Source organism: Robinsoniella sp. KNHs210, assembly GCF_000686105.1.
Taxonomy (GTDB): Bacteria; Bacillota; Clostridia; order Lachnospirales; family Lachnospiraceae; genus Robinsoniella; species Robinsoniella peoriensis.
In genome coordinates, this window is record NZ_JMLZ01000002.1 from 1,395,156 (window position 1) to 1,409,862 (window position 14,707).

Sequence of the window (14,707 nt, forward strand, 5' to 3'; positions counted from 1 at the left end):
AACTTAACATGAAGAGAGAAGATATCCAAAATCTGATTGCGCAGATGACCTTGGAAGAAAAATCCGGGATGTGTTCCGGTGCAGATTTTTGGCAGTTAAAAAGCATAGAACGGTTGGGGATTCCTTCCGTGAAAGTAACGGATGGACCGCATGGACTTCGTGCACAGGACGAACAGACTGATCACTTGGGAATCAATGAGAGCATTAAGGCGGTTTGTTTCCCGACAGGATGTGCAACAGCAGCCAGCTTTGACAGAAAGTTATTAAAAAAGATTGGAACGGCGATTGGACAGGAATGCCAGGCAAAAGATATTAGCACTATTCTCGGACCGGCAATGAATATCAAGCGTTCCCCACTATGTGGTCGTAACTTTGAATATTATTCCGAAGATCCGCTTGTGGCATCTGAGATGGCGGCAGCCTTGACAGAAGGTATACAGAGCCAAAATGTGGGCGTCAGCATGAAGCATTTTCTGGCAAACAATCAGGAAAAACGCCGTATGACCAATTCCTCCCAGGTGGATGAACGGACACTTCGGGAAATCTATCTGGCGGCATTTGAAGGAGCAGTTAAACAGGCAAGACCGTGGACGGTTATGAATTCTTATAACCGTATCAACGAAACTTATGTCGGAGAAAGCAAAGAATATCTGACAGATATCTTACGTGATGAGTGGGGATTTGACGGATATGTAATGTCCGACTGGGGAGCGGTCAATGACCGTGTAGAGGCATTAAAAGCCGGAATGGATCTGGAAATGCCTGCCTCAGGGGGAATCAATGACGCAATGATTGTAAAAGCAGTTCAGGACGGAAGTCTGGATGAGGCGGTTGTGGATCAAGCATGTGAAAGAATCTTAAATGTTATTTTCAAATTCATAGAAAATCGTCAGCAGGGTGTTACATTTGAATATGAAAAAGACCATGAACTTGCAGCCGAGGCGGAGGCGGAATGTATTGTTCTTTTGAAGAATGAGGATGAGATACTTCCGCTTGTGAAAGACAAGAAAGTTGCTTTTATCGGAAAATATGCAGAAACACCGAGATATCAAGGAGGCGGAAGTTCTCACATCAATAGCTGGAAAGTAGAGTCTGCGGTTGAGGCGGTTAAGGAAATCTCAGATGTATCCTTTGCAAAAGGATTTGATGATATTGTTGATGAAGTAAATGAAGAGTTGCAGAATGAAGCGGTACGCGTCGCAGAAGAGGCTGAGGTTGCTGTTGTTTTTGCCGGATTGCCGGACAACTTCGAATCAGAGGGATATGACCGGAAGCATCTGAATCTTCCAAATTGTCAGAACACCTTGATCGAGAAGATCAGTAAAGTACAGAAGAATACCATCGTCGTACTGCATAATGGTTCTCCTGTGACAATGCCGTGGAAAAATCAGGTGAAAGGAATCGTAGAAGCATACTTAGGAGGTCAGGCAGTTGGAAAAGCAGTTGTCAACGTGCTCTATGGAACGGCAAATCCAAGCGGCAGACTGGCAGAGACGTTTCCGCTTCGTCTGGAAGATACCCCATGTTATCTGACTTATGGAAAAGGTGTGGATGAAGCGGTTTACAGCGAAGGTGTATTCGTGGGATACCGATACTATACAAGTAAAAAGCAGGAAGTATTGTTCCCGTTCGGCTACGGACTTTCTTATACGACATTTACATACAGCAATTTGAATCTTGACAGAACGCAGATGACAGATAATGAAATTATCACCGTTTCTGTTGATGTGGAAAATACAGGAAACCGAGCCGGAAAAGAAGTTATTCAAATCTATGTGGCTCCGGGAGAAACCGAAACAGCCCGCCCGGTAAAAGAACTGAGAGCGTTTGACAAAATTGAACTTGCGCTGGGAGAAAAGAAGACAGTATCCTTTGAATTAGACGCAAGAGCATTCGCTTACTGGAATACCGAGATTCATGGCTGGTATGTGGAGAGCGGCGCTTATGAGATTCAAGTTGGTAAGAATGCAGAAGAAGTACTGCTGCACACAACGATTCAGGTAGAAGGAACCAGAAAGATAAAGAAAGTATTTACTTTGAATACCTGTATAGGCGAACTGATGCGAGATGAGAAAGGCAAAGCTGTGTTCAGTCAGATGATGGGCGGCAACCAGCAGGCAGCGGAGATGGCGGAAGCAAATCAGAATAATGAAGTGGTCAATGATGAAATGATGTCAGCGATGATGAATGATATGCCGCTTCGGCAGTTGTTGAGCTTTGTACCGGGAATGAAGAGAGAAGTATTGGAGCAGATTCTCGCAGCGGTAAATCAATAAAAGAAAAGGAAAAAGAGGATGCATAAGATGGCGAAAGAATTAGGAAAAGATAAGTTTGGCGTACAGCGGACAATGCGCAGAAGAGATTTTCTGGGGGATTCACTGGGACAGTTCGCATTGAATGCGATGAGTGGATTGATCGGACAGATAACCTACTTTTATACAGATAAAGTAGGAGTGGCAGCAGGAGCGGTTGCTACGGTTCTGATGCTCTGTAAGATTGTGGATGCATTTACAGATCTGATCATGGGAAATATCGTAGACCATACGAAACCGGGGAAAGAAAAATACAGACCATGGCTTTTGAAAGCCGGTATACCTGCCGGTATTCTCACCGTATTGATGTTCACTGTGCCGAAAGGAAACGCAGGTCTGCAACTTGCTTATTTGATAATTACAAATCTGTTATTTACGGCAGTTGCTTATACGGCAGTATGTATCCCGTATGCATCTCTGATGATTGTTCGTACAAACAGTCAGGAAGAACGAGGCAGAATGGGAACATGGCGTGCAGCATCAGGATATGTATCCGGTATGATCATGGCAGTTGCAATAATTCCGGTTACAAATATGTTAGGTGGTACACAGAGTGCATGGATCAAATTTGGTGCAATTGCAGGAGCATTTGTAATCTTAGCATTTTTACTTTGCTATAAGACAAGTAAAGAAGTGATTTCGGGTGAAACAGAAGTACAGGAAAAAGAAGAGGAAGAAGCAGTTCCGTTTAAAGAAGCGGTTATAAAACTGTTCCAGAATAAGTATTGGGTTATGATTTTGATCATGAACTTTATAAGTGCTGTTCTGTATGCAATTACAAGTTCATCAGGTGTTTATTATGCAAAATGGATTTACGGAAATGATAATCTGATGGGAATTATGGGAGCAATCGGCTTGATTCCGACATTGGTTGGATTCATTATTGTAGGACCAATGATTAAACATCTTGGTGTTACTAAGACATTGAGAGTGTCCTTTGCTGTTGGAGCTATTTGTACGATTGTAAGAATTGGAAACCCGTATAATTTTGTATTTAACGTGGTTATGAGCTGTTTTTCTTCACTTGCAAATATTCCGATGATGTGTCTGATGGGAGTTATGACAGCAATGTCTATTGATTATAATGAGTACAAATATGGTAAGAAAATGGTAGCATCTTCACAGGCTGCATCCAGTTTTGGAGGAAAAGTTGGAAGCGGTATTGGAGGTTCTATTATTGGATGGTGTCTCGCATTGGTAGCATATGATCCAGCAATGACCGCAGCTACATCGGCAACAAAACAGGCAATTTTCTCATTTTCCATTTACATTCCGGCAGCAATGTTTGTAGTTATGTTTATAATGAGCATGAAGTTTGACTTAGAAAAGAGACTTCCTCAGTTGAGAGAGGAAATTGCAAAACGAAAAGCGTAAAAAGAAGTAATGGAAAAAGAAAAATGTGAAGTGAGACAGAAATATAAAGTATATGGGAGTGAATCGAATGTATGATTACATATGGAAGAACACCGTTATCGTCTGTGTATGGTTTTGAAATTGTATTGATCGGAAAGGGAGGACATGGATCTTCTCCGGAGGTATGCATAGATCCGATCACGGCAGGGGTACATGTACATCTCGGGCTACAGGAATTATTAGCCAGAGAATGTCCGTTTGGAAGTGAGGTTTCATTGACGATTGGGCAGTTTCACGCGGGAGATGCTCCGAACATTATTCCCAATACGGCTGCAATGAGAGGAACCCTGCGTACGTTTGATGATGAACTGGCAGGAAAAACTGATCCGCAGAATTACAGAGGTAAAACAGTCGATTATCTCTCATTTTCCAGCAACCCTCGTCCGTAAAGCTCTGGTTGTTTGCGGAACTGAAGAGGTGTAACATGGTATTGCTTTTTAAAGGCAGTCTGAAAATGGCTTTGACTGGAAAAACACAGGTAATTGCTGATCACACTGAGCGGTTTGTCTGTAAACTGCAGCAGATGTTTTCCTTCTTCTAGTTTACAGCGCAGGATAAATGCACTGATAGTAAAACCCAGCTGTTCTTTAAAATAGGTGGAAAAATAGGAACGGCTGAATCCCGCATGGTGGGCAACCTCGGCAGCTGTAATCGGACAGTTGGTATGTTGAAGAATATACCGAATGGCTTGTTGCAGTGCTTCATCAGAGGTTTTTGGAATCAATTTATCTTTTACTTTTTGTGCAAATGTCAGAAGCATCTGGAAATTCAGATTTTGAACAGCGGAGGGATCATTTAATTTTTCTGTTGTTTGAATATATAAATCGGACATCTGGAATGCATCATCTGCATCTACACCGCTGGAGATTGCAGAACGTGATGCAAGTGCAGTCATAATAATATTCAGATTTTTCAATTGACGGAGCTGATTTGGTGCAACAGTACCAGAATGTATGATGGAAGGCTGCAAAGTCATTTTTTTCAGACCATCCACATCTCCTGATTCTACAAAATGAAGAATCAGGGATTCGATTTCAGAAGAATTATTGTGGTGAAAATCTTCTTTCTGTTGATAAATGGATTCTATATGTTTTTCTGCGTGTGCAGAAGAGTCTGAAATGCTAACAGGTTCCAACAGGTCAAAATGAGAACAAATTTCGTGGTTCAGAAAATAATTAAAAACGGCAGCTTTTGCCATAAGACCTTTTAAAGCAATCGGCGGAATAACTTGAAAGAATGCTTTAAAAGCTGCCCGTTCTTCCTGAACAACTGCATATTCTGTATACATGGCATGAAAATCTGCGTCGGTAAACGGAATATAACTTGCTGGGCCTAACACAATGCGAAATTTCTGTAAATCTTTTGGTTTTATGGCAACAAAATAAGCACCGTATGGAGTGGAAAGATGTGCGATGTTATCTGTCGTATCGACAAATTCCTCAATGTAATGCTTTGGCGGATATGTGCAGGGGGACTGCTCTGGAAATGTCTGCAATAAAGTATCTTTCTGATACAGGTAAACAGGAATACCGGAATCCAGATAATTCAGATGACAAAAATCTTTAATGTCTTGTAAGGAAATCATGTATTTTCTCCATTTTATAACAAATATGTATTTGGTGTGTTATAGCAAGTTACAGTTAAATTATAAAAGAAATCGAACAAATCTGCAATAAAAATGGAGATATAAAAAGTAATATAATATCGGGAAACGATGTTTAAAAGAGAATTCTTAAAAAGTGGAGGAATAGATAACATGAAACTTTATGATTTGAGAACAGAATATAGAGTAAATCCAATCGGAATCGCGGAGAAAAATCCACGGTTTTCATGGAAGCTGGAATCAGAGGTAAATGACACCGTACAACAGCTTTATCACATTGTAGTAAAGGATTGCCAAAAAGTTGACTGGGAAATAAAAGTGGAGAGCGAAGATTCCGTGCTGATTGCCTATGCAGGAGACGATTTACAGGATGAAACACTCTACAATGTGACAGTAGAAGTGACAGATAATCATGAGAATACGGCATCCGGAGAAATGTCTTTTGAGACAGGGATCCTGAACCCGGAAGTATTTAAGGCAAAAATGATTACACATGATTTTCCCGAAGAAGAAACGGCATGTCCGATTTTTTCTAAGACATTTGCAGCAAAAGGAAAAGTTCAAAGAGCCAGAATTTACGCCACATCCAGAGGTGTCTATGAGGCATCACTGAACGGTAAGCGTATCGGAGAAGACCAGATGACACCAGGTTGGACAAGCTATCATCACCGTCTTCAATACCAGATCTATGACATTACCGAAATGCTCCGGGAAGAAAATAAAATTGAAATCATGGTCGGAAACGGTTGGTATAAAGGAATCTTTGGTTTTATGCTGACACCGAATATTTACGGTGACAGAGTTGGTGTATTTGCGGAAATACATATGGAATATGAGGACGGAAGCAGAGAGATAATCTGCACCGATGAAACCTGGAAAGTCCGGACAGGTGAAGTCCGTTACAGTGAGATCTACATGGGCGAAACAATTGATACAACCGTTTGTGAAGAAAGCAGTGGTGAGGATTCCGGAATCAGGGTAGGTACTGTGTCTATCATGGATTTTAACAAGCATACTCTGACAGCCCAGGAAAATGAGCCGGTTCGTATTACCGAAAGAATTCCGGCAAAGGAACTGATCGTGACACCAAAAGGGGAAAAGCTGGTGGACTTCGGACAGAATCTGACCGGTATTGTAGAAGTGAAAGTGCATGGCAGAAAAGGGCAGAAGATTGTGATCCGTCATGCAGAAGTGTTGGATAAAGACGGGAATTTTTATACAGAGACTTTACGTCAGGCGAAATCAGAGGATACCTATATTTGCAATGGAGGGGGACAGACATTTCTTCCGCATTTTACGTTCCATGGTTTTCGATATATCTGTGTAGAGGGAATGGAGGAGTTGACAACGGAGCAGTTTACCGCCTGCGTGATGCATTCTGATATGGAAAAGCTGGGAGATTTTCAGTGTTCTAACCAAAAGGTAAATCAACTGCAAAAGAATATTGCGTGGGGGCAGAGGGACAATTTTTTGGATATTCCGACGGACTGTCCGCAGCGGGACGAGCGTCTCGGATGGACAGGGGATGCACAGATTTTTTCATGGACAGCAGCTATTAACCGGAATACGGCATTGTTCTTCCGGAAATGGATGAGAGATGTATCGGCAGAGTCCTCCTTAGAAAAGGGCGTTCCGCATGTCGTACCGGATATTCTGGGTTCATACAGCTCTGCGGCATGGAGTGACGTGGCAGTCATTGTGCCATGGGTGGTATATCAGACCTATGGTGATAAAGGCATTCTGAAAGAAAACTGGAAATGTATGCATGAATGGGTAGACTATATCCGAAATCAGCGCGGGGAAAACGGACTCTGGCAGACCGGATTCCAGTATGGAGACTGGCTGGCGCTGGATAAGGAGGAAAGTGCAGACAGAACCGGTGCGACAGATAAATATATGATTGCAAATGCATATTATTTGTATGTGACAAATCTGGTGAAACAGACCGCAGAAGTACTCGGATTTGCACAAGATGCAGAAAAATATCAGAAATTGTATGATACGACTTTGGAAGCATTCCGGCAGGAATATTATACGAATACGGGGCGTATTGTCAGTGAGACGCAGACCGGAGCGATTTTATCTTTGTATTTTAACCTGGCGAGAGAAAAAGACAGGACGCGTATTTTACAGACCTTGAAAACCAATATTGAAAATCACAAAAATCACCTGGCAACCGGTTTTGTCGGAACACCGTATCTGTGTCATGTATTATCCGAAAACGGAGAACATGAACTGGCGGCAACTATTTTTATGAAAGAAGATTATCCGTCATGGCTCTATGCTGTGAATATGGGAGCAACGACAATATGGGAGCGCTGGAATTCCATCATGCCGGACGGAAGTTTTGATGTATCGGGAATGAATTCATTGAATCATTATGCCTATGGTTCCATTGGCGACTGGATGTACCGGAAGATTGCCGGTGTGAGCCAGTTGAAGCCAGGTTATAAAAAGTTCAAAGTACAGCCGCTGTTTGTAAAAGGGATCGATGAAGCAGGAGTGGAATTCGAGTCGGTATACGGCAGGATTGAAAGCAACTGGAGCTGCAAAAATGGAAAGATTCATGGGTATGTGAGCGTTCCTGCAAATACAGAGGCAGAGATTCATTTGCCGGAGAAAGAAGATGTGATTACTGTAGGCTCTGGAATATATGAGTATGAATATGAGACTACAACGAACCTGGCATATGAGCGCTTTAGTCTGGACAGTACATGGGAAGAAATCTTGTCCCAGCCTTTGGCGGTGGAATTATTCAATCAGATGTCTCCGGGAATGCTGGACAATCCGATGCTTGCAATGGCACAGCAGATGACACTTGCAGAAGTACTTGGTTTGGCTCCGGAAGCAAGGCCACTGTATGAGGCGGTAGTGAATGCGTTGAATGAGAGAAACTGTACACTGACAGGGGTTGGATATTGTGATCTTGACAGGTATGAGAGCGGTGGTCACAACAGATAAGTAGCCATATTATGAATATTGAGTACACGAAATGAACACCTATGTAAAAAGCAAGTAATCAAAAATAAGAGTGAAAAGAGCACGAGAGTAAAAATCTGAATTGATTTTGCCATCGTGCTTTTTCAATATGTTTGTAAAGAAATTGTAAGATACGGCAGTTATACTGGTCATATCAGGAAAAGTTAAGCAGCAGAAAGTAGAAGCAAACGATTCAATATCCTTTGCTCTAGATGTTTTCTCCAAAATAAAGATGCACAGTTGATTCCGCTTGACGAAAGATATTTGCTTGAATTTCTTTCCTAAACTGTATATAATGGTATAGATTAGATTGTCTCAATCATATATCAATTGCTTTTGCAATGTTGAATCGTGTTTTATATCCATTTTTCACTCGGAAAAATTAAAAATAGGTTCGAATGAATTTGTGCAATAGATATAAATAGAAAGGAAATATATGAGAAAACTAGCTTTAAATGATGAAATACTGCTAAAAATCGAGAAGCCTGCCCGCTACATCGGTAATGAGGTCAACTCGGTTATAAAAGATAAAGAAAAGGTGGATATCCGCTTTGCCATGTGCTTTCCCGATGTCTACGAGATCGGGATGTCACATCTTGGAATTCAGATTCTTTATGATATGCTGAATCGAAGAGAGGATATCTGGTGTGAAAGGGTGTATTCTCCATGGATGGATCTGGATAAGGTCTTAAGAGAAAAGGATATCCCGTTGTTTGCACTGGAATCACAGGAGCCAATCAAAGAATTTGATTTTCTTGGAATCACCATTCAATATGAGATGTGCTATACAAATATACTGCAGATACTGGATCTGAGTAAAATTCCGCTTCTAAGCAAAGACAGAGATGAGAATTGTCCAATCGTAATCGGCGGTGGTCCATGCAGTTATAATCCAGAACCCCTGGCGGATTTCTTTGACTTGTTTTATATAGGAGAAGGAGAAACGGTATATTTCCGATTGATTGATCTGTATAAAGAATATAAATCCAATGGAAAAGGAAGGAAGGCATTTTTAGAAGCTGCTGCCCTCATCCCCGGAATTTATGTACCGTCTCTTTACGAAGTAACATACAAAGAAGACGGAACCATTGCTTCTTTTCTACCAAAAAGTGCGGATACACCGGCATTTGTAGAAAAACAGATTGTAATGGATATTACGGATACTTATTATCCGAAAGCACCGGTTGTTCCGTTTATTAAAGCAACCCAGGACAGGGTAGTGCTGGAAATACAAAGGGGCTGTATCCGCGGATGCCGTTTCTGCCAGGCGGGAATGCTTTACCGGCCCACCAGAGAGCGGGATCTTGCTATGCTGAAGGAATACGCATATGAAATGCTGAAAAATACCGGGCATGAAGAAATTTCCTTAAGTTCATTAAGCTCCAGTGACTATTCCCAACTGGAAGGATTAGTTAACTATTTAATCGAAGAATTCAAAGGAAAAGGGGTTAATATTTCCCTGCCATCCCTTCGTATCGATGCTTTTTCCCTGGATGTTATGAGCAAAGTGCAGGATGTGAAAAAGAGCAGCCTTACATTTGCCCCGGAAGCCGGCTCCCAGCGCCTGCGCGATGTAATTAACAAAGGGCTGACCGAAGAAAATATTATAGAGGGTGCAGGCCAGGCATTTGAAGGCGGCTGGAACAGGGTAAAGCTGTATTTTATGCTGGGACTTCCTACTGAGACGGAAGAAGATATGAAAGAGATCGCACATCTGGCTGACCGCATTGCCAGACGGTATTATGAGATACCCAAAGAGGAGCGAAACGGTAAATGCCAGATTACGGTCAGTACCTCATTTTTTGTGCCAAAACCTTTTACGCCGTTCCAATGGGTAGGGATGAACACAAAAGAAGAATTTTTAGGAAAAGCCAGAATAGTTAACCAGGAAGTGAAGGACCAGTTAAATCGCAAAAGTATTAAATATAACTGGCATGAAGCGGATGTTACTGTTTTGGAAGGGCTGCTGGCACGAGGAGACCGCAGAGTAGGGGCAGCCATACTGGATGCTTATCAAAACGGTGCACTTTATGATGCATGGTCCGAGACTTTTAAGAATCAAACCTGGATGGAAGCATTTGTACACACGGGCATAGATCCGGATTTCTATACGACCAGAGAACGTTCCATGGATGAAATACTTCCCTGGGATTTTATACAAATCGGTGTTTCAAAGAATTTCCTGATACAAGAATGGAAAAAAGCGGTTTCAGAAACAATTACAAATAACTGCCGTCAGGGTTGCTCTGGATGCGGTGCGGGAATATACAAAGGAGGCGTGTGTATTGAAAGTAAGAATTAAATTTGCCAAAGAGGGTGCTATGAAATTTATCGGACACCTTGATATCATGCGCTATTTTCAAAAAGCAATGCGAAGGGGAAATATTGACATTGCTTTTACTGAAGGGTTCAGCCCCCATATGATTATGTCATTTGCAGCCCCTCTGGGTGTGGGTCTTACCAGTACGGGAGAATATCTGGATATTGAAGTTCAGACTGAAATTTCATCAAAAGACGCAATTGAGCAGTTAAATGCTTGCATGGTGGAAGGAATGAAAGTCTTAAGTTTCCGAAGAATTCCCCAGGAAAAAGCAAGCAAAGCGATGTCTCTGGTTGCTGCTGCCGATTATCTGGTAAACTTCAGAGAAGGGAAAGAACCGGATCAGGATTATAAGAGCCGGCTGGCGGAGTTTTATGACCGGGAAACCATCACAATTATAAAGAAAACAAAAAAAAGTGAAAAAGAAGTAGATATCAAGCCTATGATATATGCTTTGGAACTTCGGGAAGACGGAATATATATGCAGCTTGCTACAGGAAGTGTCAATAATCTGAAGCCGGAACTTGTGATGGAGGCATTTGCCCAGTATCTGGGAATGGAAATGGAACCATTCAGTCTGTTGGTTCATCGGCTGGAAGTCTATGCAGATCTTGGAAATGAGAAAAAGCGCAGTCTGGTTTCTCTGGAAGATCTGGGAGAGGATATTCCCGGGTAGCAATGGAGATGGAAGAAAAAAACAGTAAGCTGGTTATCACAAGGGAGGAGGGGCAGATTTTAACAACGCTCCTTCAGAATGGAAAACCGGTAGAATTTCATTTAGAACCGGAAGGGGTAGATTCACTTCTGGGAAATATTTATATCGGAAAAGTACAGAATATTGTACAAAATATCCAGGCTGCTTTTATTGAAATCAAAAGTGGTTTGCCTTGTTACTATTCTTTGGAAGAAAATCCTACACCTTACTATACCAGTAAAATGAACTCCCGCAGATTGGTGGCGGGAGATGAGCTTCTGGTGCAGGTAAGCCGTGAAAATATGAAAACGAAGGCACCTACTGTCACTTCTAATTTAAGCTTTACCGGCAAATATCTAGTTCTGACAAGTGGAAACACACGGATAGGGGTATCAGGTAAACTGTCTCCATTTCAGAGAAAAGACCTTAAGAACCTGCTGGAAGAATACCGCTCAGACCAATATGGCTGGATTATCCGTACCAATGCAGCGCAGGCATCACATGAGGAGTTAAGGCAGGAAGTCTGCCAATTGGCAGGACAATATGAAAACTTAAAGGAACGGGCCAGATTCAGGACCTGTTTTTCGTGTCTTTACCAGACCCCCAAGAATTATCTGACCCAGCTGCGGGATACTTACAGCGGCAAACTGGAAACAATTCTAACAGATGACCAGGGGTTGTATGATTCCATGCAGGAATTCCTTGCCGAATACCAGCCGGAGGATCTGGATAAACTGTCATTTTATGAAGATTCACTGCTGCCCCTGAAAAAACTGTACAGTCTGGATCAGGCTTTAAAAGATGCATTGAAAGAGCGTGTATGGCTGAAATCCGGAGCTTATCTGGTCATTCAGCCTACGGAAGCCCTGACATCCATCGACGTGAATACGGGCAAATATGACGGTCATAAGAATCAGGAAGCAACCTTTTTAAAAATCAATCTGGAAGCAGCCAGGGAAATTGCCAGGCAGCTGCGGCTGCGCAATATTTCGGGCATTATTATTGTTGATTTTATTAATATGAAATCTCCGGATTCTAAAAAGCAGTTATTGGATGGATTTGAGGCATATCTGTCCAAAGATCCCGTCAAAGCGTCACTGGTAGATATGACGGCATTAGAACTGGTGGAAGTAACCAGGAAAAAAGTAAAAAAATCCCTGGCAGAACAGGTAAAAGCAATTACTGAGATACAAAGGAAGTGACTTAATGATCAGAGCGGATTTACATTTACACAGCCGTTATTCCGATGGCAGTGATTCAGCAGAAGAGGTTTTTGAAAAAAGCGTCCGGGAAGGACTGGATGTGATTGCACTTACAGACCATGATGCGCCGCCAAAAGAAGATATTCTGAAAGCGCTTGGCAGAAAACACCATATTCAGGTAATTATGGGAATGGAATGCGGCAGCAGGGATCCTGAGACAAAACTGGATGCCCATATCCTGGCATACAATATAGCCGATTATGAGCCGGTTGCCAGACTGATGAAGCCGGTACTTGAAATGCGACATGAGCGGAGCTTATGGCAGATTAAACGGCTTCGGGAAATGGGTTATGAGATCAGCCGCGAAGAAGCAGAAAAAGAGACAGATGGGTGCTGCATTTATCGCCAGCATATTAATTATGTACTCTATAAAACAGGGCAGATCGATGCCATGTTCGGCTCCTGGATGCAGCGGATGTACCGGGAAAACGGACCCTTAAGGGTCAGCTATGAGTATCCCGACACAAAAGAGGTTGTAAAAGCCATTGCAGAAGGAGGCGGAAAGGCAGTACTTGCCCATCCGGGACAGCAGCAGAATATCCGGCTGATTCCAAAATTAGTGGAAGCGGGGCTTACCGGTGTGGAATTACTGCATCCGTCTAATACACCGTTTGATATGAAGGAGATTGCAGCTACGGCGGAATATTATCATTTATTTCTTACAGGGGGCAGTGACTATCACGGCCTGCTTTCCCCAAAAGGCGGACAGGTAGGCGAATGTGTTATGGAATTTAAGGATTTCCATGAAATTTTTAAGCCAATGCAGAGCGCACTTGAAATGGCATGAAATGGCATTCTGACAGCAGTGTGCCACGCTTGAATAAAATATGAATCAATGATATAAAATTGCACATAATAGCAGGAGTAAACTAGTTTGATAGAAAAGCGCTTTCAAACTACTTATTAAGGCAGTATTGCAGGCAGGCCTGCGATATGCGGGAGGTATAATTATGATTAAATTTAACCACTTTAACTTTAATGTTCTGGATTTAGAAAAATCCCTCACTTTTTACGAAAAAGCACTTGGATTAAAGCCGGTGAGAGAAAAAAATGCATCTGACGGTTCTTTTAAGCTTGTTTATCTGGGTGATGGCATTACCGATTTTACTTTGGAGCTCACCTATCTGACAGAACGTAAAGAGCCATACAATCTGGGGGATCTCGAATACCATCTGGCATTTGTAACCGATGATTATGAAGGATTTCATCAGAGACACAAAGAAATGGGATGCATCTGTTTCGAAAATGAAGCGATGGGAATTTATTTTATTGAAGATCCGGACGGATACTGGATTGAAATTGTCCCGGAAAAATAAGAATTTAAACACACCCTAGCCTGTTTGCGCTATTTATTGGGTAAATTTTGAAAAAATAGTTGACGTAAAATCTTCAGTATGATATTATACTCTAGTATGCCGCACAGAGAGGTCTAAGAGTCATGCAGATGATCACCAAATCTGGCGAGTAATGATAATAGGAGGTGCCATATGTACGCAATTATTGCAACAGGTGGTAAACAGTACAAAGTAGCCGAAGGCGATATCATTAACGTAGAAAAGCTTGGAGTAGAAGCTGGAGAGACTGTTACTTTTGATCAAGTACTTGCAGTAAGCAATGATGGTCTTAAAGTTGGAGCTGACGTTGAAAGCGCAACTGTAACCGGTAGCGTTGTGAAAAACGGTAAAGCGAAAAAAGTTATTGTTTACAAGTATAAGAGAAAAACTGGATATCATAAGAAAAACGGTCATAGACAGCAGTTTACACAAGTTAAAATTGAAAAAATTAACGGTTAATTGTCAATGATTAAAATCACAGTTTATAAGAGTTCAGAAGTATATAGAGGATTTGTAGCCAAAGGCCATGCGGGTTACGGGGAAGAAGGACAGGATATTATCTGTGCTGCCGTATCTGTACTGACTGTGAATGCAATTAATTCCATAGAGCAGTTTACTGAGGATAAATTCGCCGTAAGGCAGGATGATGACGGCTTGGTAGAGTTGATCTTGGAAGGTGCAGTTTCAAAAGAGACGAAGCTCTTGCTGGATTCGATGATTCTTGGTTTAAAGGATATCCAAAATAATTACGGTAACGAATATATCAAGATTATATTCAAGGAGGTGTAAG

12 protein-coding genes are annotated in these 14,707 nt (G+C 41.9%); 11 read left to right on the forward strand and 1 reads right to left on the reverse strand.

What is annotated here, in order from left to right; all coding sequences use genetic code 11:
* The first annotated feature begins 8 nt into the window (after nucleotides 1-8).
* The 3 genes from CD03_RS0113010 (at nucleotide 9) to CD03_RS33405 (ending at nucleotide 4,114) form a co-directional block, all read left to right on the forward strand.
* The gene (locus CD03_RS0113010) at nucleotides 9-2,276 is read left to right on the forward strand and encodes a glycoside hydrolase family 3 C-terminal domain-containing protein (RefSeq protein WP_027294023.1); all 2,268 of its coding nucleotides are present in this window, start codon (nucleotides 9-11) and stop codon (nucleotides 2,274-2,276) included.
* A 27-nt stretch (nucleotides 2,277-2,303) separates the two neighbouring features.
* Entirely contained in the window at nucleotides 2,304-3,686 is a 1,383-nt protein-coding gene (locus tag CD03_RS0113015; protein ID WP_330377189.1) for an MFS transporter, read from the forward strand.
* 71 nt (nucleotides 3,687-3,757) lie between these two features.
* A complete protein-coding gene (locus CD03_RS33405) occupies nucleotides 3,758-4,114 on the forward strand; it encodes a peptidase dimerization domain-containing protein (RefSeq protein ID WP_052377785.1) in 357 nt (118 codons plus the stop codon).
* Here the strand turns inward: CD03_RS33405 and CD03_RS0113025 are convergent.
* The gene (locus CD03_RS0113025; protein ID WP_027294025.1) at nucleotides 4,081-5,310 is read right to left on the reverse strand and encodes a helix-turn-helix domain-containing protein; all 1,230 of its coding nucleotides are present in this window, start codon (nucleotides 5,308-5,310) and stop codon (nucleotides 4,081-4,083) included. The two genes, CD03_RS33405 and CD03_RS0113025, sit on opposite strands and share 34 nt — an antisense overlap.
* Before the next feature lie 171 nt (nucleotides 5,311-5,481).
* Between CD03_RS0113025 and CD03_RS33410 the strand changes: the two genes are divergently transcribed.
* The 8 genes from CD03_RS33410 to CD03_RS0113065 all read left to right on the forward strand — a co-directional run bounded on the left by CD03_RS33410 (nucleotide 5,482) and on the right by CD03_RS0113065 (nucleotide 14,706).
* Nucleotides 5,482-8,289, forward strand: coding sequence for a glycoside hydrolase family 78 protein (locus CD03_RS33410; protein WP_081820239.1), 2,808 nt, complete (start codon nucleotides 5,482-5,484; stop codon nucleotides 8,287-8,289).
* Nucleotides 8,290-8,743: 454 nt separating this feature from the next.
* Nucleotides 8,744-10,609 carry a TIGR03960 family B12-binding radical SAM protein gene (locus CD03_RS0113035; RefSeq protein WP_027294026.1) on the forward strand — a complete coding sequence of 622 codons (1,866 nt, stop codon included), beginning with the start codon at nucleotides 8,744-8,746 and terminating at the stop codon, nucleotides 10,607-10,609.
* Nucleotides 10,593-11,303, forward strand: a complete 711-nt coding sequence (locus CD03_RS0113040; protein ID WP_044289355.1) for a TIGR03936 family radical SAM-associated protein — start codon at nucleotides 10,593-10,595, stop codon at nucleotides 11,301-11,303. The genes CD03_RS0113035 and CD03_RS0113040 overlap by 17 nt, the downstream gene beginning before the upstream one ends.
* A gap of 8 nt (nucleotides 11,304-11,311) precedes the next feature.
* Nucleotides 11,312-12,523 (forward strand): ribonuclease E/G, encoded by a 1,212-nt coding sequence (locus tag CD03_RS0113045; RefSeq protein ID WP_027294028.1) that lies wholly within the window; start codon nucleotides 11,312-11,314, stop codon nucleotides 12,521-12,523.
* Between the two features lie 4 nt (nucleotides 12,524-12,527).
* Complete coding sequence (locus CD03_RS0113050; RefSeq protein WP_027294029.1) at nucleotides 12,528-13,370, forward strand: PHP domain-containing protein; 843 nt, start codon at nucleotides 12,528-12,530, stop codon at nucleotides 13,368-13,370.
* Nucleotides 13,371-13,533: 163 nt separating this feature from the next.
* Complete coding sequence (locus CD03_RS0113055; protein WP_027294030.1) at nucleotides 13,534-13,899, forward strand: VOC family protein; 366 nt, start codon at nucleotides 13,534-13,536, stop codon at nucleotides 13,897-13,899.
* A gap of 171 nt (nucleotides 13,900-14,070) precedes the next feature.
* Nucleotides 14,071-14,376 carry a 50S ribosomal protein L21 gene (gene rplU / locus CD03_RS0113060; RefSeq protein ID WP_027294031.1) on the forward strand — a complete coding sequence of 102 codons (306 nt, stop codon included), beginning with the start codon at nucleotides 14,071-14,073 and terminating at the stop codon, nucleotides 14,374-14,376.
* Nucleotides 14,377-14,382: 6 nt separating this feature from the next.
* Complete coding sequence (locus CD03_RS0113065; protein ID WP_027294032.1) at nucleotides 14,383-14,706, forward strand: ribosomal-processing cysteine protease Prp; 324 nt, start codon at nucleotides 14,383-14,385, stop codon at nucleotides 14,704-14,706.
* Nucleotide 14,707: the final 1 nt, after the last annotated feature.